This is a genomic window from Alistipes sp. (genome assembly GCF_048465635.1).
Classification (GTDB): domain Bacteria; phylum Bacteroidota; class Bacteroidia; order Bacteroidales; family Rikenellaceae; genus Alistipes.
In genome coordinates, this window is the sequence record NZ_DBFWLF010000019.1 from 100,887 (window position 1) to 121,861 (window position 20,975).

Annotated in this window: 19 protein-coding genes; 14 read left to right on the forward strand and 5 right to left on the reverse strand. The window is 62.6% G+C overall.

All coding sequences use genetic code 11. The annotated features are described in order from the left end of the window. Positions 1–24: 24 nt before the first annotated feature. From lon to ACMO9O_RS07810, 5 genes are all read left to right on the forward strand, one after another. Positions 25–2,454, forward strand: coding sequence for an endopeptidase La (gene lon / locus ACMO9O_RS07790; protein WP_418983301.1), 2,430 nt, complete (start codon positions 25–27; stop codon positions 2,452–2,454). 10 nt (positions 2,455–2,464) lie between these two features. Further along, positions 2,465–2,842 (forward strand): MmcQ/YjbR family DNA-binding protein, encoded by a 378-nt coding sequence (locus ACMO9O_RS07795; RefSeq protein WP_418983302.1) that lies wholly within the window; start codon positions 2,465–2,467, stop codon positions 2,840–2,842. 563 nt (positions 2,843–3,405) lie between these two features. After that, positions 3,406–4,161, forward strand: a complete 756-nt coding sequence (kdsB, locus tag ACMO9O_RS07800) for a 3-deoxy-manno-octulosonate cytidylyltransferase (RefSeq protein ID WP_418983303.1) — start codon at positions 3,406–3,408, stop codon at positions 4,159–4,161. A 110-nt stretch (positions 4,162–4,271) separates the two neighbouring features. Next, entirely contained in the window at positions 4,272–5,069 is a 798-nt protein-coding gene (kdsA, locus tag ACMO9O_RS07805) for a 3-deoxy-8-phosphooctulonate synthase (protein WP_418983359.1), read from the forward strand. A gap of 39 nt (positions 5,070–5,108) precedes the next feature. Further along, positions 5,109–6,074: a KpsF/GutQ family sugar-phosphate isomerase gene (locus tag ACMO9O_RS07810; protein WP_418983304.1), complete on the forward strand. Its 966-nt coding sequence runs from the start codon at positions 5,109–5,111 to the stop codon at positions 6,072–6,074. Positions 6,075–6,408: 334 nt separating this feature from the next. Here ACMO9O_RS07810 and ACMO9O_RS07815 read toward each other — a convergent pair whose 3' ends face one another. Then, the gene (locus ACMO9O_RS07815; RefSeq protein WP_418983305.1) at positions 6,409–6,609 is read right to left on the reverse strand and encodes a helix-turn-helix transcriptional regulator; all 201 of its coding nucleotides are present in this window, start codon (positions 6,607–6,609) and stop codon (positions 6,409–6,411) included. After that, on the reverse strand, positions 6,599–7,084 hold the full coding sequence (locus ACMO9O_RS07820; protein ID WP_418983306.1) for a hypothetical protein: 486 nt from the start codon (positions 7,082–7,084) through the stop codon (positions 6,599–6,601). Before ACMO9O_RS07820 ends, ACMO9O_RS07815 begins: the two co-directional genes overlap by 11 nt. A gap of 214 nt (positions 7,085–7,298) precedes the next feature. Here ACMO9O_RS07820 and ACMO9O_RS07825 point away from each other — a divergent pair, with 214 nt between their 5' ends. After that, the gene (locus tag ACMO9O_RS07825) at positions 7,299–8,828 is read left to right on the forward strand and encodes a pectinesterase family protein (protein WP_418983307.1); all 1,530 of its coding nucleotides are present in this window, start codon (positions 7,299–7,301) and stop codon (positions 8,826–8,828) included. A gap of 72 nt (positions 8,829–8,900) precedes the next feature. Here the strand turns inward: ACMO9O_RS07825 and ACMO9O_RS07830 are convergent, their stop codons facing one another. The 3 genes from ACMO9O_RS07830 to trpS form a co-directional block, all read right to left on the reverse strand. Beyond that, positions 8,901–9,236, reverse strand: coding sequence for a PAS sensor protein (locus tag ACMO9O_RS07830; protein WP_418983308.1), 336 nt, complete (start codon positions 9,234–9,236; stop codon positions 8,901–8,903). 257 nt (positions 9,237–9,493) lie between these two features. Continuing rightward, positions 9,494–11,272, reverse strand: a complete 1,779-nt coding sequence (locus tag ACMO9O_RS07835) for a chloride channel protein (protein WP_418983360.1) — start codon at positions 11,270–11,272, stop codon at positions 9,494–9,496. Between the two features lie 34 nt (positions 11,273–11,306). Further along, positions 11,307–12,431, reverse strand: coding sequence for a tryptophan--tRNA ligase (gene trpS / locus ACMO9O_RS07840; RefSeq protein WP_418983309.1), 1,125 nt, complete (start codon positions 12,429–12,431; stop codon positions 11,307–11,309). 184 nt (positions 12,432–12,615) lie between these two features. On the opposite strand from trpS, the gene ACMO9O_RS07845 reads away from it, so the two are divergent. From ACMO9O_RS07845 to ahcY, 8 genes are all read left to right on the forward strand, one after another. Continuing rightward, positions 12,616–13,515 carry a hydrogen peroxide-inducible genes activator gene (locus ACMO9O_RS07845; RefSeq protein WP_418983310.1) on the forward strand — a complete coding sequence of 300 codons (900 nt, stop codon included), beginning with the start codon at positions 12,616–12,618 and terminating at the stop codon, positions 13,513–13,515. 412 nt (positions 13,516–13,927) lie between these two features. Continuing rightward, positions 13,928–14,278 (forward strand): ribosome silencing factor, encoded by a 351-nt coding sequence (rsfS, locus tag ACMO9O_RS07850; RefSeq protein ID WP_418983311.1) that lies wholly within the window; start codon positions 13,928–13,930, stop codon positions 14,276–14,278. A gap of 1 nt (position 14,279) precedes the next feature. Further along, positions 14,280–16,469, forward strand: coding sequence for an ATP-dependent zinc metalloprotease FtsH (ftsH, locus tag ACMO9O_RS07855; RefSeq protein WP_418983312.1), 2,190 nt, complete (start codon positions 14,280–14,282; stop codon positions 16,467–16,469). 33 nt (positions 16,470–16,502) lie between these two features. Beyond that, positions 16,503–17,351 (forward strand): phosphatidate cytidylyltransferase, encoded by an 849-nt coding sequence (locus ACMO9O_RS07860; protein ID WP_418983361.1) that lies wholly within the window; start codon positions 16,503–16,505, stop codon positions 17,349–17,351. 19 nt (positions 17,352–17,370) lie between these two features. Then, a complete protein-coding gene (locus ACMO9O_RS07865) occupies positions 17,371–18,039 on the forward strand; it encodes a phosphatidylserine decarboxylase family protein (protein ID WP_418983313.1) in 669 nt (222 codons plus the stop codon). Between the two features lie 12 nt (positions 18,040–18,051). After that, on the forward strand, positions 18,052–19,158 hold the full coding sequence (locus tag ACMO9O_RS07870) for an AI-2E family transporter (protein WP_418983314.1): 1,107 nt from the start codon (positions 18,052–18,054) through the stop codon (positions 19,156–19,158). Next, complete coding sequence (locus ACMO9O_RS07875; protein WP_418983315.1) at positions 19,155–19,523, forward strand: riboflavin kinase; 369 nt, start codon at positions 19,155–19,157, stop codon at positions 19,521–19,523. Before ACMO9O_RS07870 ends, ACMO9O_RS07875 begins: the two co-directional genes overlap by 4 nt. A gap of 3 nt (positions 19,524–19,526) precedes the next feature. Continuing rightward, positions 19,527–20,936, forward strand: a complete 1,410-nt coding sequence (gene ahcY, locus ACMO9O_RS07880) for an adenosylhomocysteinase (protein ID WP_418983316.1) — start codon at positions 19,527–19,529, stop codon at positions 20,934–20,936. Positions 20,937–20,975: the final 39 nt, after the last annotated feature.

A 20,975-nucleotide genomic window follows, 5' to 3' on the forward strand; every position in this document is an offset into this window, starting at 1 on the left:
TTTGCACCAATATTCAAGTATTCTATGAGCAAAAAAGATAAGATTGCATCCCTCGATCCGGAAGAGATCAGCCTGCTTCCCGAGATGCTCGACGGCAACCACCGCGTCATCCCCATCGTCACGGGCGGGGATGAGCTGACGGAGGAGGTCGAGATCCCGGAGATCATCCCGATTCTCACGCTGCGCTCGTCGGTATTGTTCCCGGGCGCGATCACGCCCATCACCGTCGGCCGCGACAAGAGCATCTCGCTCGTGCGCGCCGTCAATGCCGAAGGCGGCATCCTGGGGGCGGTGCTCCAGCGCGAGAGCGATGTCGAGGACCCTGCGCCCGAAGATATGTACAAGGTGGGCACGGCGGCCCGCATCATCAAGATTCTCGAGATGCCCAACGGCAACCTCACGGTGATTCTGAACGGGTTGGAGAAGATCGAGATCAACCAGTACGTAGCCACCGAGCCTTACTTCAAGGCCCGCGTGACCGCCTTGCGCGATACGACGCCCGATATGAAGAGCATCGAGTTCGAGGCGTTGGTCGACTCGATCCGCGACGTGGCGCTGGGCATCATCAACGTCTCGCCCTCGATGCCCAAGGAGGCCGCGTTTGCCATCAAGAACATCGACTCCAAGCGCGGCATCATCAACTTCATCTGCTCCAACCTCGAACTTTCGGACGAGGACCGGCAGTCGCTGCTGGAGGCGCCCGGCCTGTTGGCCCGTTCGCGCAAGCTGCTCGAAATCCTCATCCGAGAGCAGCAGCTGGTCGAACTGAAGAACCAGATTCAGGAGCGCGTCAAGCAGGAGATCGACAAGCAGCAGCGCGACTATTACCTCCAGCAGCAGATGCGCACCATCCAGGACGAGCTGGGCGATGGCGCCGATGCCGAGCTGGAGAAGCTGCGCGAGCAGGCCGCGAAGAAGAACTGGCCCAAGGAGGTGGCCGAGACCTTCGAGAAGGAGGTGCAGAAGGTCGAGCGGCTGAACCCCGCCGTGGCCGAATACTCGGTGCAGATGACCTACCTCCAGCTATTGCTGGAGCTTCCGTGGAACGAGGTCACGCAGGACAACCTCGACCTTACGTGCGCCCGCGAACAGCTCGACCGCGACCACTTCGGGCTGGACGAGGTGAAGGACCGCCTGCTGGAACACCTGGCCGTGCTGAAGCTCAAGGGCGACCTCAAATCACCCATCCTCTGCCTCTACGGCCCTCCGGGCGTGGGCAAGACCTCGCTGGGCAAGTCGGTGGCCGCAGCGCTGGGCCGCAAGTTCGGCCGCATCTCGCTGGGCGGTCTGCACGACGAGTCGGAGATCCGCGGACACCGTCGCACCTACATCGGAGCCATGCCGGGCCGTATCATCCAGACCATCAAGCGGTGCGGTTCGTCGAACCCGGTCATCATCCTCGACGAGGTGGACAAGGTGACCGTCTCGAACCACGGCGATCCGTCGAGCGCCCTGCTGGAGGTGCTGGACCCCGAGCAGAATACCACTTTCCACGACAACTATATCGACATGGAGTACGACCTGTCGAAGGTGCTCTTCATCGCCACGGCCAACAACGTGGGCAATATCGCCCCGGCACTGCGCGACCGCATGGAGATGATCAACATCCCCGGCTACCTGCTGGAGGAGAAGGTTCGCATCGCGCTGGACCATCTGCTGCCCAAGCAGCGCGAGGCTCACGGGATCAAGGAGCAGGAGCTGACGATGACCCCCGCAATCGTGGAGCAGATCATCGCCGGTTACACCCGCGAGGCGGGCGTCCGTTCGCTGGACAAGCATCTGGCCAAGATCGCCCGCGCCCGCGCCAAGCAGATCGCTTTCGACGAGGTGTTCGCGCCCGAACTGACCCCCAAGGAGGTGGAGAAGATTCTCGGCATGCCCAAGTACCTCCGCGAGGAGTACGAGGTGGGCGGCCTGACGGGCGTGGTGACGGGCCTGGCGTGGACCGAGGTCGGCGGCGACATCCTCTACATCGAATCGGTGCTGACGCCCGGCAAGGGCAAGGTGAGCCTGACGGGCAACCTGGGCGACGTGATGAAGGAGTCGGCCACCATCGCCCACGAGTGGGTGATGGCGCACCATGCGGAGCTGGGTATCGACCCAGCCCTGTTCGAGAAGAACGATATCAACATCCACGTCCCCGAGGGGGCGATCCCCAAGGACGGCCCCTCGGCCGGTATCACGATGGTCACCTCGATCGTCTCGACCTATACGGGGCGCAAGGTGAAGGAGCGCATCGCCATGACGGGCGAAACCACGCTCCGGGGCCGCGTGATGCCCGTGGGCGGCGTGAAGGAGAAGATTCTGGCCGCCAAGCGCGCGGGAATCACCGAACTGATCCTCTCGGAGGAGAACCGCAAGGACATCGCCGAGATCAAACCCGAGTATGTCGAGGGGCTGACGTTCCACTACGTCCGCACCAACGAGGAGGTGCTGAAACTGGCGCTCGAATAAGGTTTGTAACATGGATATCGAAACATTCCGGGCCGACTGCCTCGCTTTGCCGGGGGTGCACGACGACTTTCCGTTCGGCAAGGCGACCTCGGAGTACGACCGCAATATTCTGGTGTTCTACGTCGGCGACAAGTGGTTTTGCTTCGTGAATGCCGTGGAGTTCGATTTTTGCAACCTGCGCTGCGAACCGGAGGCGATCCCCCTGTTGCAGGAGCGCTACGAGGCGGTCGGTCCCGGCTGGCACATGAACAAGAAGCATTGGATCAGCGTGCGTTTTCAAAGCGACGTTTCCGATGCGATGCTGCGGGAGCTGGTGCGGAAATCGTACGACCTGGCGGTGGCGCGGCTGACCCTCAGGCAGCGGGAGGCGCTCGCGGAGCAGGATTAAAAAGGTCCGGCTAAGGCCCTGAGGGCGCAGCCTGCGCAGGGACGCGCTTTCGGAAAGGTCTCTCGGGCAGCGGCCTGCGGAGGGACGCGCAAAGCGGGCCTCCGCGACCGGAGGCTGCGGCCCGCCGGTTCTTCGAACCGAAATTTAATAAGTGCCGCAGAGCGCCGCTAAAAATCCGAATTGATGCCGCAGGCGTTAAACGCAGGACGGACTAAAAGCGCAAGCGGAGGGGACGGTTTGCCTACAAACCTGCGAATAGTCGCCCGGAGCCAGCGTTAGACCGCCCGGAGTAGTCGAGGCATCCGTCGGAGAGTTTTTGGTGCTTTTTGCGGTCAATAAGCACAAAGAGGTTGCAACGCTATGTGTTGTAATAGAAGGTCGCAGCCTGGGGGGCACGCGATTAAGCGGGCCTCCGCTGCCGGAGGCTGCGCCCGCCGACCTAAAGGTCGAAAACAGGACGAAACGAATTGGGCCTACCGGCTTGACAGCCGAAAACAGGACAATCCGGACGGCCCGCACGGCTCCGAGCCGCAAACGAAATAGTTTTGAAAACGGATTTCGCCATGAAATTTCTTGCGATCATTCCCGCGCGTTACGCATCGACGCGCTTTCCGGGCAAGCCGCTGGCGCTGCTGGGCGGCAAACCCGTCATTCGGCGCGTCTACGAGCAGGTCGCGGGCGTTCTGGACGATGTGCTGGTCGCCACCGATGACGAACGTATCTTCGATGCCGTGCGCGCTTTCGGAGGCAGGGTCGTCATGACCTCCCCGGACCACCGCAGCGGCACGGACCGCTGCCGGGAGGCTTACGAGAAGCAGGGCGGGCAGTTCGACGTCGTGGTCAACGTGCAGGGCGACGAACCCTTTATCCGGTCCGAACAGCTGGAACTGCTTAAAAGTTGTTTCGACGATCCGGACACCGACATCGCCACGCTGGTCAAGCCTTTCACCCCGGCCGACGGACTGGCCGCGCTGGAGAATCCCAACTCGCCGAAGGTGGTGCTCGACAGCAGGAAGCGGGCGATCTACTTCTCGCGTTCGGTGATTCCCTACCTGCGGGGCGTAGAACGGGAAGCGTGGCTGGCGCATCATACGTTCTACAAGCATATCGGCCTCTACGCGTTCCGCACGGAGGCGCTGCTGGCCGTGACGTCGCTGCCGCCCTCGCCGCTCGAAAAGGCCGAGTCGCTCGAGCAGCTGCGCTGGCTGGAGAACGGCTGCAGGATCGGCGTGGGCATCACCGATGCCGAGACCGTGGGGATCGACACGCCGGAAGATCTGGTGAAGGCCGAGGTTTTCCTGCGGGAAAATTCCCGATAAACCCGGGCACTGTTCCATGACCGGACAGCTGCCTGCGGAGCACGTCCCAGACGGTTTTCGCGCCCGGAGACAGCGACCCATTCGCCGATGCAGGCGGATTTACGTATAAGATTGCCAAAAATAAGGATATGGAACTGAAATTCATTGCCGGACCCTGCGTCATCGAATCCGCCGAATTGCTCGACGCGGTGGCCGAACGGCTTGTGACCATCAACCGCAAGCTGGGGACGGAGATCATCTTCAAGGCGTCGTTCGACAAGGCCAATCGCACTTCGATCTCTTCGTTCCGCGGTCCGGGACTTGAAAAGGGGTTGCAGATGCTCGCCGACGTGCGGTCGAAGTGGGGCCTGAAGCTCCTGACCGACATTCACGAATCGTGGCAGGCCGCGCCTGCGGGCGAGGTGGTCGACGTGCTGCAGATTCCGGCGTTCCTCTGCCGCCAGACCGATCTGGTGGTCGCCGCGGCCAGAACGGGCAAGACGGTCAACATCAAAAAGGCGCAGTTCCTTTCGGGAGCGGACATGCAATACCCCTACGAAAAGGCGTGCGAGGCCGGGGCGCGCGAGGTGTGGCTCACCGAGCGGGGCAACTCGTTCGGCTACAACAATCTGGTGGTCGATTTCCGCAACATCCCGGACATGCTGCGTATCGCCCGGACGGTGGTGATGGACTGCACGCACTCCGTGCAGCGTCCCGGGGCGGCGGGGGGCAAGACGGGCGGCAACCGCGAGTTCGTGCCCGCCATGGCGCTGGCGGCCCGCGCTTTCGGGGCCAACGGCTTCTTCTTCGAGGTACACCCCTCCCCGGACACGGCGCTCAGCGACGGCCCCAACATGCTGCCGCTTGAGGCGCTGGAGGAGGTGATCCGACGCCTTTTGCAGATGCCCGAACCGCCGCTCGTCCGATAGGAGGGGAGGCTTCGAACAAGTACAACCAAACTTCAAGCAATGACCGATATCACCAAAGAGAGGATCGTCGAGGTGGCCCGCCGGGCCATCCACACCGAAATGCTCGCGCTGCGGCATATGGAAGAGACCTTGGGCGACGACTTCGCCGCCGCCGTCGAACTGATTCTCGCGGGACAGGGAAAATGTATCGTCACGGGGATGGGTAAGTCGGGGCTGGTGGGGCGCAAGATCGCCGCGACGCTCGCCTCGACCGGAACCCCCAGCTTCTTTCTCCACCCCGGCGAAGCGTTCCACGGCGACCTGGGCATGATCTCCAAGGAGGACGTCGTGCTGGCGCTCTCCTATTCGGGCGAGACGGACGAGATTCTCAAGATCGTGCCGTTCATCCACTCCAACGGCAACAGGCTCATTTCGATGACCGGCAACGCCGAATCGGCGCTGGCCAAGAATTCCGACGTGCACCTCGACGTGGGGGTGAAGGAGGAGGCGTGTATTCTGCACCTGGCTCCGACCACCTCGACCACCGCGCAGATCGCCATGGGCGATGCGCTGGCCGTGTCGCTCATGCAGCTGCGCGGCTTCACGAGCGTCGATTTCGCGCGCCTCCACCCGGGCGGCAGTCTGGGCCGCCGGTTGCTGATGACCGTCGGCAACGTGATGCGTTCGAAGGACCTGCCCGTCGTATCGCCCGACTGTCCGGCCGCGGAGATGATCCACGCCATTTCGAAGGGCGGGCTGGGACTGATCATCATCTGTGACGGCGACCGCATCGAGGGGATCGTCACCGACGGCGACGTGCGACGCGCCATGGAGCGCCGCCGTGCGGAGTTCTTCACTATCCGGGCTGCGGACATCGCCACGCCCAACCCCAAGACCATCTCCCCGGACGAGAAGCTGATCGAGGCCGAGAAGATGATGACCCGCAACAAGGTTACCTCCCTCTTGGTCACCGATCCGGCGGGGAAATTGCAGGGCGTGATCCAGATTTACGACATCAAGTTATAGCCTGTCTGGAACTCCGGACCTCGGCAGAGGCTCGAATACTGCCGGCTGCGGAAGCATCATGGCGTGCCGCCGGGTTCTCAAGTCGGACCCACCTCCAAACCCCCGCCTCGGCGGGGGCTTGTTTTATCAAATGTTCGAAGTCTGAAAGCGTGCTGATTGTCTGGGCGTTGCCTGCTGCGAAGTCCTCACGGCGTTCCGCCGTGTTTACAAGTTTGACCCACCCCCCCAAAACCCCCGCCTCGGCGGGGGCTTTGTTTGTGACGAGTGTCGGGAGCCTGAAACGCGGCAGGACTTCAAAACCGGGAGGTGTTCAAAACACCTCCCGGTTCTTTCCTTATTCGCCCTCTTCGAGCTGGAAAACAGCCTCTACGGGTTTTCGGAACTGCCGGGCGATCTTGAGCGCCAGCAGGGTCGAGGGGACGAAGCGGCCGCTCTCGATGGCGTTCACCGTCTGTCGGCTGACGCCGATGGCGTCGGCCAGCTGCTGTTGCGTCATGCGGGCCTCGGCGCGCTCGACACGGATTCTATTCTTCATCGCGCACCTCCTTTCGCAGCCGCCACAGCCGGCCGCGGAACACGGCCAGAAACAGCAGCGGCAGGGTGAACAGGTTGTAGACCATCACGTCGATGAAATCGAGGTCATAGACCAGCAGCGCCGCGAGAATGACGATGGCGAAATTCACGTAGAGCGCCAGCAGCAGCGCGTTGAGGCGTATACGGCCGATCATTTCGTCCTCGATCCGTTCGCGGGAACAGGCGACGAACAGGCTTCCGGCGATGATACCGACGATCAGCACGTTGTTGAGCCACGGCACGACCCCGTTTACGATCCGGGATACGTTTTCCGCGGGAGAGGTCGCGCCTCCGGCGAGCACGCGTCCGATCTTTTCGACCAATTCGGAGGTGTCCCCTCCTTGCAGCAGGACGACAAGCCCTACGAGCAGCGTCGGGACGAGCAGAATCCAGCCGATCTTCTGAAAGGCGTGCGGAAGCAACAGGTTGTTTTTCATAGCGGGTAAGTTTTTGCGGTTTTGGCCGACTGTCGGAGGTGCGCACGGCTCCCGTCGGCACTACAAATGTAAAGTATAATTTACATTTATGCAAGTAAACGCGACAAAAAAAATCGCCGTCCGGCAGAAATTCCGCGATATTCAATAAAATTTCCCCGTCCCGCAGCGGCGGGAACGGTAATTTTGCCGACGTAAAACCAACCCGGAAACGCGTATGAAACGAATGAAACTTTGGATGATTCCCCTTGCCGCGGCACTCTTTGCGGCTTGCAGCAGCAGCGACTCGGACGATCCCGCCCCGCAGCCGAATCCGACGCCGACCCCCAACCCCAATCCATCCGTCGAAAGCTCCTATACCGCCTTGCCCACGGGTGCGGGCGCTTACCGGGACGCCTGCCTGACGCTCGAATTCAAGAGCGCTGCGCCTTCGCTCGGCACGTCGGGAAAGATCCGCATCTACACCGCAGCCGGGAAGCAGGTCGATGAGATCGACCTTAAGGACGTGGCTGCCGAGCGTACGCAGCTGGTGAACACTTCGCTCTACACTACGGCGATGGACGCCATCGGTTCGCGCAAGCTGGGCGCCTACCGCATCGTCAACTACGATCCGGTGCGCATCGAGGGCCGCCGTGTGACGATCAAGCCGCACTATGCCGTGCTGGACTACAACGCCTCCTATTACGTGACCGTCGACAAGGAGGCGATCGTGGCCGAAGCGTTCGACGGCATCGCCGCTTCGGAGTGGACCTTTACGACCAAGGCGGCTCCGTCGGGCACGTCGGTGACGGTGGGCGAGCGCGGCGCGGACTTCCGCACCGTGCAGGCCGCACTCGACTATGCCTACGACTGCGGCCGCGATGCGGCGGTGACCGTCACGGTGAAGAACGGCATCTACGAAGAGCAGCTCTTCATGCGCTATAACAACAACGTCACGCTGCGCGGCGAGAGCCGCACGGGAACCGTCATCCGCTACGACAACTGCGAGGCGCTCGCCACGGGCGTGGGCAGCAGCGTATCAAGCCTGCCCGCGCTCGGGCAGCCGATCCAGAAGTCGGGCGGCCGCGGGGTGATGCTGGTCGAGAACTGCGACCTGCTGCGCATCGAGAACCTCACCCTCGAGAACACGCACGGCTCCGGCTCACAGGCCGAGGCGCTCTACTTCAACGACAATACGGGCACGGGACGCCTCGTCTTCGTCGGCTGCGACATTCTCAGCGCGCAGGATACGTTCAACCTGAAAGGCTACTGCTGGTTCTGCGACTGCCTCGTTGCGGGCGATGTCGACTTCATCTGGGGCGGCGTGGATACGGCGCTGTTCGAAAAGTGCGAGATTCGCTCCGTCAACGGCGGCTATATCGTGCAGGCCCGCTGCGCCGCGGGCAAGAGGGGATTCGTCTTTATCGACTGCTCGCTGACCAAAGCCGCCGGGGCCAATTCGAAGGAGGTCTACCTCGCCCGCACGGGCGGCACGGCCACCTCGGATAATGTGACCTATGTCAACTGCCGGATGGGGACGCACGTCGCCGCCGCAGGCTGGCTCGCGCCCATGTCGCCCGCAGCGGCCGACGCCGTGAACGGCTGGAAGGAGTACGGCTCGACGGATGCCGCAGGGGCGTCGCTCGATCTGTCGAAACGCCTGGCGGGCAGCTATCGCCTGACGCAGGCGGAGTACGAGGCCGGATTCCGGGACCGCGCGACGGTCTTCGCCGCCTGCTCGAAAGGCACGGAGTGGCTGCGCGAATAGCTTCCCGGAGCGGATGAAGAAAGCGGGGACGGAACCGACCGGGTTCCGTCCCCGCTGTTTGTCGGTCGGGCGTCAGCTGCGCACGTAGTGCGGCAGCTGGTCGGGCAGCTCCAGCGAAAATTCGACCAGCCCGCGGATCGTGCCGTCTGCGCGCCACACAGTTTGGTAGATCAGTTTCTTCACGCCCCGCTTTTCGATGGTGTAGACATTCTTTCCGCCCTCCTCCGCGAGGCGGCGGATGATCGCGCGCGAACGCTCGTTGTGGCAGGGAAGCAGCGATCGGCCCTGCACGTCGCCGTTCACTTCGCGCGAGCGGTCGTTCTGATAGAGCACCACGCCCTCGGTGTCGCACACCGTAACGGCGCAGTCGAGTTCATCGGCCCAGGGGAAGGGATTGTCTAAGGTCATATTTGGGAGTAAGATTCGTTGTCCGAAGGATCAGCCCCTCCCGAGGGAGGGGTTGGGGTGGGGTCAGATTTACGGCGCGTCGCTAACGCGACAACCGCGCGCTGTGACTGCTGTGGCGGCTCGGCAATTCGCAAGCGATTGCACTCGCCTGTTGCCCGCAGTTGTAAACGCGGCCAAAGGCCGCGGCCGAAACCGTAGAAAGCGCAGCGACTTTCCGGGTAGGGGAATCCATGGAGCAATTGGTTAAAATCCAACAATCATTGTTGTATTTTTACCAACTGCTCCCGGTACGCATTCAGTATGCGCGACTTGGAGATAAATCCCAGGTAGTGCCCCTGCTTGTCCACCACGGGCAGCATCCACGTATGCTTGTCCTCGAACTTCTCCATCACGCTCTGGATCGACTCGTGTTCGAGAATTTTGTCGGGCGGCGGAATCATGTACTGCGAGATCGGCGTGCCGTACTTTTCGTGCTTGAACATGTCCTCGCGCAGGTCGTCCAGCTGCACCACGCCCAGCAGACGGCCGAAGTTGTCGATCACGGGGAAGATGTTGCGGCGCGCCGTGGAGATGATGTGCACGATGTCGCCCAGCGTCATGTTCTCCTTGATGCGCAGAAAGTCGGTCTCCATCAGGTTCTCCAGCTGCAGAAAGACGAACACCGACTGGTCCTTGTCGTGGGTCAGCAGTTCGCCCCGGCGGCGGAGCTGCTTGGTGTAGATCGAGTCGGGATCGAGGTAGTAGTCCACGGCGAACGCGATGCAGGCCGTGATCATCAGCGGGATGAAAAGTCCGTAGCCGTTCGAGAGTTCGGCGATCAGGAAGATCGACGTGAGGGGGGCGTTCATCACCCCCGACATGACCCCGGCCATGCCCACCAACGTGAACGAGACGATCGACACGTCCCAGTCGAACAGGGCGTTGCAGATCAGCGCCAGGGTCGCTCCGGTGAATGCCCCGACGAACAGCGAGGGGGCGAACGTTCCGCCCACGCCGCCCGCGGCGTTGGTCGAAGCCATGGCGATCACCTTGAAGAACATGGTGGCGATGACGAAGAGGATGACCACCCAGTCGATGTCGCGGAAACGGTAGAAGAGCGAGTTGTCGAACAGCTTTTCGGCCTGTCCGTGCATGAGGGTCATGAACCCCTCGTAACCCTCGCCGTAGAGGGGCGGGAAGATGAAGATCAGAATGCCCAGCACCGCGCCGCCCAGCAGCCACTTGCGGTACTGGCTGTCGACCCGCTTGAAGAGCGCCCCGATGCGCTGGTTCATCGAGGTGAAGTACCACGCCATCAGCCCGCACAGGCAGCCCAAGAGGATGAACAGCGGAATCTGCCACAATTCGAACGCATCCGCCGGCGCCAGCGTGACGGCCAGAATCGGATCGAAGCCGCGCAGCATGAAGGCGATCGTGGTAGCGGTGATTGAGGCGATCAGCAGCGGAATGACCGATCCGGCGGTGATGTCGAGCATCAGAATCTCCAGCACGAAGACCACGCCCGTGATCGGGGCCTTGAAGATGGCCGCCAGCGCGGCGCCGGCGCCGCAGCAGAGCAGCAGGGTGGTGTGCTTGTAGTTGAGCCGCGCCAGCCGTCCGACGTTCGAGCCGATGGCCGCTCCCGTGAGCACGATCGGGGCCTCGGGACCGACCGATCCGCCGAATCCGATGGTCGTCGCGCCGCCCACGATCGAGGTCCAGCAGTTGTGGCGCGCGATGCGCGAATCGCGCCGCGACATAGCGTAAAGCACGCGCGTGACCCCTTCGGAGATGTTGTCGCGCACGATGTATTTGACGAAAAGCGTCGCCAGGATGATACCCACCGCCGGGTAGATCAGGAAGAGGAAGTGGGCGCTGTCGACGGGGAACCAGCTGATCAGCCCCTGCTTGATGAAGTGGAGCAGAATTTCGAACAGCCACGTCCCCAGCCCGGCCAGCACCCCGACCACCACGGCCAGGAGCATCAGCATCTGGCTGTTGCTCATGCGGCGCGTCAGGCGCAGGAACACGCGGTAGATGCGGTCGGTGCGCAGCATGCGGGGTATGGAGTCGGCGGGGAACACGCGGATGCTACTGTTTGGCGGCGTAGGCGCGGGCCTGCTCCTCGATGAGCGCCTCGTCGGTGAAGTAGTTGATCTTCATGGCAGCACGCACCTCGTCGAGCGTTCCGGCGGCGGTTTTGCGGGCCTCTTCCGAGCCGCGGCGCAGAATGTCGTACACCTCGCGGATGCGGCCTTCGTAGTGCTTGCGGCGGGCGCGGATCGGATCGAGCGTCTCGTTCAGCACGGCGATCAGCAGCCGCTTGACCTTCACGTCGCCCAGTCCCCCGCGGCGGTAGTGGGCCTTCAGCTCATCGAGGGAGGCATATTCGGGCAGGTAGGCCGCGAAGTGCTCCGGCCGGCAGAAGGCGTCGAGGTAGGTGAAGACCGTGTTGCCCTCGACCTTGCCCGGGTCCTCGACCCTAAGGTGGTCGGGATCGGTGTACATGCCCATCACCTTCTTCTTCACCTCGTCGGCCGTGTCTGAAAGGTAGATGCAGTTGCCCAGCGACTTGGACATTTTGGCCTTGCCGTCGGTTCCCGGCAGACGCAGGCAGGCCGCGTTGTCGGGAAGCAGGATCTCCGGCTCGACCAGCACCGGGCCGTAGACGGTGTTGAACTTGTGGACGATCTCGCGCGTCTGTTCGATCATCGGCTCCTGATCCTCGCCCGCCGGAACGGTCGTCGCCTTGAACGCCGTGATGTCCGACGCCTGGCTGACAGGGTAGGTGAAGAAGCCGACCGGAATGCCCTGCCGCTGCTGCGTGTCGCCCTCGACGGCACTCTCCGCAAAGCCGCGCAGCGTGATCTCGGCCTTGACCGTCGGGTTGCGCTGGAGGCGCTGAACGGTCACCAGATTCATGTAATAGAAAGCCAGCTCGCACAGCTCGGGAACCTGCGACTGGATGAAGAGCGTCGATTTTTCGGGGTCCAGCCCAGCCGAGAGATAGTCCAGCGCCACCTCGATGATGTTCTGCCGCACCTTCTCGGGGTTGTCGGCGTTGTCGGTGAGCGCCTGCGCATCGGCGATCATGATGAATATGCGTTCGAATGCGCCCGACTCCTGCAATTCGACGCGGCGGCGCAGCGAACCCACGTAGTGGCCCAGATGGAGCCGGCCCGTGGGACGGTCGCCGGTGAGGATGATTTTTCCCATTTCGCGTGTCTGTGGTTTGGTGCGGAGAGCGCGAAGCACCCGCGCGGCGCCGAAGCCGTGCGGCCGAATCCCGCTGAAATCCCCGTAGTTTCGGCAAACATACGAAAATCTGCGACAGCGACCTAAAAAAGTTGCCGGATATAGATTTTTTTTATATTTTTGTTTTGTGAAATAATCCGCTGCTATGACTATAATCCAACTCGAATACCTTCTGTCGGTGGCCAACTGCGGCAGCTTCTCGCTGGCCGCCGAACACTGTTTCGTGACGCAGCCCTCGCTGAGTATGCAGGTCAAGGCGCTCGAAGAGGAGCTGGGAGTGGTGCTGCTCGACCGCTCGAAGAAACCCGTCATCCCCACCGAGGCGGGCGAAGTGGTGTTGGAGCAGGCCCGCGAGACGATCAAGGCGTACAACTACATCAAGGAGGCGGTGGCCGAACTGAAGGGCGAAACCGCGGGCAAGCTGCGGCTGGGGGTCATACCGACCATCGCGCCCTACCTGCTCCACAAGTTCATCCCCTCGTTCGTGCGCGACTTCCCGAAGGTCGAGCTGGAGATTTCGGAGATGATCACCTCCGACATCGTCGAGGCGCTGAAGAAGGACCGCATCGACGCGGCGCTGGTGGCCAGCGGAACGTGCGGCGACGGCATTCTGGAGCAGGAGCTGTTCAACGACCGCTTCTTCGCCTACGTCTCGCCCGAAAATCCGTTGTACGAGCGGCAGAACATCCGCATCGAGGAGATCGACCTGAAGGACCTGGTGATCCTCAGCCCGGGCAACTGCATGCGCGACCAGATCATCGAACTGTGCCAGGCGCGGCGCGGCATGCCGTCGCACTACTCCTTCGAGTCGGGTTCGCTCGACACGCTGATGCGCATCGTCGACTGCACGCAATGCCTGACGATCATCCCCGAGATGGCCGTGGAATATATCCCGCAGGACCGCCGCGACCGCGTAAAGACGCTGGCCAAGGGGGCCACCTCGCGCAAGATCGCCGTGGCCGTGCGCCGCACCTACGTCAAGAATTCGATCATCCGCGCCCTGACCGACACCATCCTCGCCAGTCTGGACGCGGTGAAGCATTGACCTGTAACCGTTAACGGGGTGGTACGGCGGGAGTTCCGCCGGGCCATTGCCGTTTCTTGCTGTTTCCGTCTGGCCGGAGTTGCCGCCCGAGCTTTCCGCCGTGCCGTAATCCTTCCTGTTTTTCTGCCGTCCGTGCCGCTCTCTGCCTCCCGCCCGGCCGCTGCGCAGGCCGCCGACGCCTTTTGCTCCCGTCGGACCGTTGCCGCATCTGCCGTCCGTGCCGTTCTCTGCCTCCCGACCGGCCGCTGCGCGGCCGCTGTCGCATCACCCGATTTTCTCGGGCGGGAGTTACCGCCGGAAATCCGCCGGAGCGCGTGCCGTGCTCCGATTTCGCCTAAAATCTTAAGGCTTAATTTTCAAATCTCATTCTCTTTTCGTACCTTTGCAAGGTTATAGACACGCATTGAAATTTATGGACAAACTGATCGAAACGATCGTCAGCGCGATTGAAGATAAAAAAGGTAAGGATATTGTATCGTTGGACCTCTCGGGATTCGACGGGGCGATCTGCTCGCGGTTCGTGGTGTGCAACGCCGATTCCACCACGCAGGTGGCGGCCATCGCCGCGTCTGTCGAGGAGAAGGTGCTCGAAACGCTGGGCGAGAAGGTGTGGCGCATCGAGGGGCAGCAGAATGCGCTCTGGATCGCCATGGACTACGTCGAGGTGGTGGTGCACATCTTCCAGACCGACCTGCGCGGCTTCTACAAACTGGAGGAGCTGTGGGCCGACGCCCCGATGACGCGTTACGAATACGAAGAATAATATGGCACAGCAAGGCAACAGAAAGAATAACGGTCGGATGAACATGAACATGCCGCGTCCCTCGCTCATGTGGGTGTGGGGGCTGATCGGTGCGATCATCCTGGGCTGGTATATTTTCGGCGATGTCAACGAAGCGCCCGTTCCCAGCGACTGGAACACGGTCGAACGGATGGTCCAGGAGGGCGACGTGGAGAAGATACAGGTGATCCTGCCCAACCAGGCGCAGGTCTTCCTGACGAAGCAGGCCAGCGAGAAGTACCGGCGCGATTCGCTCGAAAAACGGTTCCGCCGCATGCCCGAGACGGGCGTGCAGCTGACGTTCACCATCGGTTCGGTCGACTCGTTCCGCGAGGACCTGCGTGCCGCCGAAGAGCAGTCGGGCCACGACGTTCCGGTAATCTACGAGAACCGGGAGAACGGCTGGGTCAACTGGGTCGGAACGTTGATTCCGTGGGTCCTGCTGCTGGGCGTCTGGTTCTTCGTGATGCGCTCCATGTCGCGCGGCAGCGGCGGCGCGGGCGGCGGCATCATGAACGTGGGCAAGGCCAAGGCGCAGGTATTCGACAAGGACAACGCCAAGCGGATCACCTTCAAGGACGTGGCCGGACTGGAGGAGGCCAAGGTCGAGATCATGGAGATCGTCGACTTCCTCAAAAAGTCGGACAAATACAAGGAACTGGGTGCGAAGATTCCGAAAGGAGCGCTGCTGGTAGGCCCTCCGGGAACGGGTAAGACGCTGCTGGCGAAGGCCGTGGCGGGCGAGGCCAACGTGCCGTTCCTCTCCATTTCGGGTTCCGATTTCGTCGAGATGTTCGTCGGCGTGGGCGCTTCGCGCGTCAGGGACCTCTTCGAGCAGGCCAAGCAGAAGGCGCCCTGCATCGTCTTCATCGACGAGATCGACGCCATCGGCCGCGCCCGCGGCAAGAACGCCGGATTCTCGGGCAACGACGAGCGGGAAAACACGCTCAACCAGCTGCTTACCGAGATGGACGGCTTCCAGACCAATACGGGCGTCATCGTGCTGGCAGCCACCAACCGGGCCGACATCTTGGACAAGGCGCTCATGCGCGCCGGCCGTTTCGACCGGCAGATCGAGGTCGGACTGCCCGACGTGAAGGAGCGCGAGGAGATTTTCGATGTCCATCTGCGGCCGCTGAAGCTCGATCCCCAGCTCGACCGCTCGTTCCTGGCGCGTCAAACCCCCGGATTCTCGGGAGCCGACATCGCCAATGTCTGCAACGAGGCGGCGCTGATCGCAGCGCGCCACAACAAGAAATTCGTTTCGAAGGAGGACTTCCTTTCGGCCATCGACCGCATCATCGGCGGTCTGGAGCGCAAGAACAAGATCATCACCGACGAGGAGAAGCGCGTGATCGCCTTCCACGAGGCGGGGCACGCCACCGTGAGCTGGATTCTGGAGAACGCCAGCCCGCTGATCAAGGTGACGATCATTCCCCGCGGCAAGGCGCTCGGTGCGGCGTGGTATCTGCCCGAGGAGCGCCAGATTACCACGCGCGAGCAGATGATGGACGAGCTGGCCGCTACACTCGGCGGCCGCGTCTCGGAGCAGCTCACGTTCGGACACGTCTCCACCGGGGCGCTCAACGACCTGGAACGGGTCACCAAGCAGGCTTATGCGATGGTGGCCTACTACGGTATGAGCGAAGAGGTGGGTAACCTGAGTTTCTACGACTCGACCGGACAGAGCGACATGGCGCTGACCAAGCCCTATTCGGAGCTGACCGCGCAGCAGATCGATGCCGAGGCCAAGAAGGTCGTCGAGCGGGCCTATGCGATGGCCGAAGAGGTGCTGCGCACGCACGCCGACGGGCTGAAAGAGCTGGCCGAACTGCTGCTCGAACGCGAGGTGGTCTTCACGGAGGATGTCGAGCGTATCTTCGGCAAACGGCAGAAAGACATCGAACGCGAACGCCGCGAGGCCGAAGCGAAGGCCAGAGCCGACGCCGGGGCGGACGTTGCCGCGGACGCCAAACACTCCGCCCAGGAGGCGGAGCATTCCCGCAGCCGGCGGCGCAAATCCGCGGCCGGAAGCGCGAAGAGCGAAAGCGCCGCGCAGTCCGGGGATGACGCTCCCTCCCCGGCGCCGGATGAGAAGAGCGCCGCGGACCGGAACGAACCGGAGGAGAGGGAGGAGAAGCCCGTCGCGGCGGCCTCCGCACCCGAGAAATAGACCTGATGCTTACTAACCCGACTTTGAAAAGTGATGAATGATAAAATGAACAACCTCGCGGTGCGTACCCTGAGCGGCGCGGTGCTCGCGGCGGTGATGCTGGGAGCCATCGCCTGGTCGCAGTGGAGTTTCGGCGTGCTGCTCGCAGCGCTGACCGTGGGCGGCATGCTCGAATTTTACGCGCTGGCCGCGAAGCGGGGCAACGCCCCTCAGCGGGTGATCGGCCTGGTGGCCGGCCTGGTGCTCTTCGCACTGAACTTCGCCTTTATCTCCGACGACATCGAGATACTGGGCGGCGCACGCGGCATCTTCGCCGCCGGGATGGCGTTCCTGCTACTGCTCTTCCCCGTCATGTTCGTCTGCGAACTGTGGCGCAGGCGGGAGAACCCTGCGGCCGACATCGGCGTGACGCTCATGGGCGTCTTCTACGTGGCTTTGCCTTTCTCTTTGATGGCCTATTTTCCCATCATCGCCACCGAGCAGTGGGAGCCGCGGGTCATGTTCGGCTACGTCTTCATCATCTGGGCCAACGACGTTTTCGCCTACCTGGTGGGCATGAGCCTCGGGCGGCACCGCCTCTTCGAGCGCCTCTCGCCCAAGAAGTCGTGGGAGGGATTCTTCGGCGGGCTGGCCGGAGCCGTGGGCATGGGCCTGTTGGCCGGACACCTGCTGGGCGCGAGCCTCTGGGCCTGGGCCGGACTGGCGCTGGTGGCCTCCGTCGCGGGCGTGGCGGGCGATCTGGCGGAATCGATGTTCAAGCGGGCCGCCGGGGTCAAGGACTCCGGGGCGCTGATCCCCGGCCACGGGGGTGTGCTGGACCGTTTCGACGCCATGCTGCTCTCCGCACCGTTCGTCTTCGTCTATATGCTTTTCGTGATGTAACTGCAAACCTAACCGTGTTATGAGAATAAATAAGGAAGGCTACAAGATCATCGGCATCACGGGCGCCGTCTGCCTCTTGATCTGGTGGCTGATCTATCACCTGCTGGTCAGCCATTCGAGCATTTCCCTGATGTGGGTGAGCGCCCTGCTGCTGGTGCTCTTCTGGTTCTTCATCGTGGCGTTCTTCCGCGAGCCGCGCCGCGTGCGCATCCACGACGCCGATCTGGTCTTTTCGCCCTGCGACGGGCGGGTTGTGGTGACCGAGGTGGTTCCCGAAAAGGAGTACCTCGAGGAGGAGATGCTGCAGATTTCGATCTTCATGTCGGTGACCAACGTCCATATGAACTGGGTTCCGGTCGGAGGCGTGGTGGAATACTTCAAGTACCACCCGGGCCGCTTCCTGGTGGCGTGGCATCCCAAATCGTCGACCGAGAACGAACGCACGACCACCGTGGTGAAACTGCCTACGGGGCGCCGGGTGCTCTTCCGGCAGATCGCGGGGCTGATCGCCCGCCGCATCGTGTCGTACATGAAGGTCGGGGAACCCGTCGAGCAGAACAGCGTCTGCGGATTCATCAAGTTCGGGTCGCGCGTCGACGTGCTCGTGCCGAAGGGCAGCGAATTGCTGGTCGAGATCGGCGATCCGGTCGTCGGCTCGCAGACGCCCATCGCCCGGCTTAGGAAATAAGGGGCCTAAGCCATGACGACGACCCCTCAAACCTTTCTCAAATTCATCGCGGGAGCGGCGGTGGCCGCCGCCGTCCTCTTCGTGGTCTGGTACTTCTCGTCGATCGTCGTCTACATACTCGTCTCGGCCGTCTTGGCCGTGGTGGGCAATCCGCTGGTGCGGCGGCTTTCCAAGGTGCATATCCGGGGCTGGCGCGTGCCCCGCTCGCTGGCCGCGCTGGTGACGCTGGCGGCGATCTGGGTGGTCGCCGCCACGCTGTGTTCGCTCTTTGTGCCTTTGGTATTCAACAAGGTCTACCAGCTCTCGACGCTCGACCTGCAGTCGGTCGTCGCTTCGATCGAGCAGCCCGTCGCCCGGGTGCAGGCCTACCTCTACGAGTTTTTCTCCATTCCCGAGAGCGATTATTCGCTCTCCGAATCGCTGGCGGCGGCGCTCCGGCAGCTGATCGACGCCGAGGCGGTCAACAAGGTCTTTTCCTCGATCGTCGGGGTGGTGCTCTCCTCGGTGATCGCCATCCTCTCCATTTCGTTCATCACCTTCTTCTTCCTGCGCGACGAGGGGTTGTTCTATGCGATGGTCGCGGCCATGTTCCCCGACCGCTACCACGACAACATCACCCGTGCGCTCGACTCGATCACGGTGCTGCTGTCGCGCTATTTCTCGGGCATTCTGACCGAGAGCCTGCTGCTGATGATCGCCGTGCTGCTGACGATGATGGCCTTCGGCATGAAGGCGTCGGACGCCTGCTTCATCGGGCTGGTTATGGGCGTGATGAACGTCGTGCCCTACGCCGGGCCCTTTATCGGGGGAGTGATTGCGGTCTTTATGGGCATCGTAACCCCGATCGAGGGGATGACCGTGGGGCATACGGCTTTCGTGATCGCCGGCTCGCTGCTGATCCTCAAGGGGCTGGACGACTTCGTGCTGCAACCGACGCTCTACTCGGAGCGGGTCAAGGCCCATCCGCTCGAAATCTTCCTGGTGATCCTCATCGCCGGGTCGCTGGCGGGCATTCTGGGCATGCTGCTGGCCATCCCCTCCTACACCGTGCTGCGCGTCTTTGCCAAAGAGTTCTTCTCGCAGTTCCGGCTGGTGCGCAAACTCACCGAAAAGATATGACCGCGCCGAGGACGATCGAGGGCGTTGTGGAGCACGGACGCCGGCTGGGCCGCGAACTGGGCTTCCCGACGGCCAACCTGCCCGTGCCGGACGACATGTGCGCCGAGGACGGCGTATACCGCTCGCGGGCCGTGGTGGACGGCGCTGTTTACGAGGGGATGTCCAACCTGGGGCGCAACCCCTCGGTGGGCGGCACGCAGCGGCGGCTGGAGACCCACCTGTTCGGCTTCGAGGGTTCGCTGTACGGGCGCAGGCTAAGGGTCGAACTGCTCGAACGGATCCGCAGCGAGCGCACCTTCCCCTCCGTCGAGGCGCTGCGCGAGCAGATCGCCCGGGACAAGGAACAGATTCTTAAAATGAAATAACCCATGTATTTAGACACAACCATTCCCTACAAGGTCGCCGACATGTCGCTGGCCGAGTGGGGACGCCGGGAGATCGAGGTCTCCGAACATGAAATGCCGGGCCTGATGGCCGTCCGCCGTCAGTACGGCCCGAAGAAACCGCTGCGCGGCGTGCGAGTGATGGGCTCGCTGCACATGACCATCCAGACGGCCGTGCTCATCGAGACGCTCGTCGAGCTGGGCGCGGACGTGCGCTGGTGCTCGTGCAACATCTTCTCCACGCAGGACCACGCCGCCGCGGCCATCGCCGCTGCCGGGGTTCCCGTCTTCGCCTGGAAGGGCGAGACGCTGCCCGAATACTGGTGGTGCACCGCCATGGCGCTCTCGTTTCCCGGCGGCAGGGGCCCGCAGCTGATTGTGGACGACGGCGGCGACGCCACGCTGCTGATCCACAAAGGATTCAAGGCCGAGAACGACGCTTCGGCGCTCGATTACGCCCCCTCGTCCTACGAGGAGGAGGTGATTCTCGACACCTTGAAGCGGATTCTGGCCGAGGACCCCGAAAAGTGGCATCGCACGGTGGCCGAGTGGCGCGGCGTGAGCGAGGAGACCACTACGGGCGTACACCGCCTCTACCAGATGCAGGAGGCGGGCGAACTGCTCGTCCCGGCCATCAACGTCAACGACTCGTGCACCAAGTCGAAGTTCGACAACCTCTACGGCTGCCGCGAGTCGCTGGCCGACGGCATCAAGCGCGCCACCGACGTGATGATCGCCGGCAAGGTGGTGGTCGTCTGCGGCTACGGCGACGTGGGCAAGGGGTGCGCACGCTCCATGCGTTCGTACGGGGCGCGGGTGATCGTCACCGAGATCGACCCCATCTGCGCCCTGCAGGCCGCGATGGAGGGCTTCGAGGTCAAGACCGTCGAGAGCGCCCTTGCCGAGGGCAACATCTACGTGACGTGCACGGGTAACTGCGACATCATCACGCTGGAGCACATGGAGCGGATGCGCGACCAGGCGATCGTCTGCAACATCGGCCACTTCGACAACGAGATTCAGATGGCGCGCCTCGAAAAGTCGGGCGCCGTGAAGACCACCATCAAACCCCAGGTCGACAAATATACCTTCGCCGACGGGCACGCGATCTTCGTGCTGGCCGAGGGGCGTCTGGTCAACCTCGGCTGCGCCACGGGCCATCCGTCGTTCGTCATGTCCAACTCGTTCACCAACCAGTGCCTCGCCCAGCTGGAGCTGTGGCAGAAGAAGCACGCCGTGGGCGTCTACCGCCTGCCGAAGCACCTCGACGAGGAGGTCGCCCGCCTGCACCTCGGAAGCCTCGGCGTGGAACTTACGCAGCTCTCGAAGAAGCAGGCCGACTACATCGGCGTGCCGCAGGAGGGACCCTACAAGGCGGAGCACTACCGCTATTGACCCGTGCGTCCGGACGCGAGACGAAAAAGAGGACCCTTC

What these genes read in the sequence shown, in the direction of transcription:
- ACMO9O_RS07870 (WP_418983314.1), top strand. Translation starts at nt 18,052, where the DNA reads ATGACGACGACCCCTCAAACCTTTCTCAAATTCATCGCGGGAGCGGCG.
- kdsB (WP_418983303.1), top strand. Translation starts at nt 3,406, where the DNA reads ATGAAATTTCTTGCGATCATTCCCGCGCGTTACGCATCGACGCGCTTT.
- ACMO9O_RS07830 (WP_418983308.1), bottom strand. Translation starts at nt 9,236, where the DNA reads ATGACCTTAGACAATCCCTTCCCCTGGGCCGATGAACTCGACTGCGCC.
- ACMO9O_RS07845 (WP_418983310.1), top strand. Translation starts at nt 12,616, where the DNA reads ATGACTATAATCCAACTCGAATACCTTCTGTCGGTGGCCAACTGCGGC.
- ACMO9O_RS07820 (WP_418983306.1), bottom strand. Translation starts at nt 7,084, where the DNA reads ATGAAAAACAACCTGTTGCTTCCGCACGCCTTTCAGAAGATCGGCTGG.
- ACMO9O_RS07815 (WP_418983305.1), bottom strand. Translation starts at nt 6,609, where the DNA reads ATGAAGAATAGAATCCGTGTCGAGCGCGCCGAGGCCCGCATGACGCAA.
- lon (WP_418983301.1), top strand. Translation starts at nt 25, where the DNA reads ATGAGCAAAAAAGATAAGATTGCATCCCTCGATCCGGAAGAGATCAGC.
- ahcY (WP_418983316.1), top strand. Translation starts at nt 19,527, where the DNA reads ATGTATTTAGACACAACCATTCCCTACAAGGTCGCCGACATGTCGCTG.
- ACMO9O_RS07865 (WP_418983313.1), top strand. Translation starts at nt 17,371, where the DNA reads ATGAGAATAAATAAGGAAGGCTACAAGATCATCGGCATCACGGGCGCC.
- ACMO9O_RS07875 (WP_418983315.1), top strand. Translation starts at nt 19,155, where the DNA reads ATGACCGCGCCGAGGACGATCGAGGGCGTTGTGGAGCACGGACGCCGG.
- ACMO9O_RS07835 (WP_418983360.1), bottom strand. Translation starts at nt 11,272, where the DNA reads ATGCTGCGCACCGACCGCATCTACCGCGTGTTCCTGCGCCTGACGCGC.
- ACMO9O_RS07810 (WP_418983304.1), top strand. Translation starts at nt 5,109, where the DNA reads ATGACCGATATCACCAAAGAGAGGATCGTCGAGGTGGCCCGCCGGGCC.
- ftsH (WP_418983312.1), top strand. Translation starts at nt 14,280, where the DNA reads ATGGCACAGCAAGGCAACAGAAAGAATAACGGTCGGATGAACATGAAC.
- ACMO9O_RS07825 (WP_418983307.1), top strand. Translation starts at nt 7,299, where the DNA reads ATGAAACGAATGAAACTTTGGATGATTCCCCTTGCCGCGGCACTCTTT.
- ACMO9O_RS07795 (WP_418983302.1), top strand. Translation starts at nt 2,465, where the DNA reads ATGGATATCGAAACATTCCGGGCCGACTGCCTCGCTTTGCCGGGGGTG.
- trpS (WP_418983309.1), bottom strand. Translation starts at nt 12,431, where the DNA reads ATGGGAAAAATCATCCTCACCGGCGACCGTCCCACGGGCCGGCTCCAT.
- ACMO9O_RS07860 (WP_418983361.1), top strand. Translation starts at nt 16,503, where the DNA reads ATGAATGATAAAATGAACAACCTCGCGGTGCGTACCCTGAGCGGCGCG.
- rsfS (WP_418983311.1), top strand. Translation starts at nt 13,928, where the DNA reads ATGGACAAACTGATCGAAACGATCGTCAGCGCGATTGAAGATAAAAAA.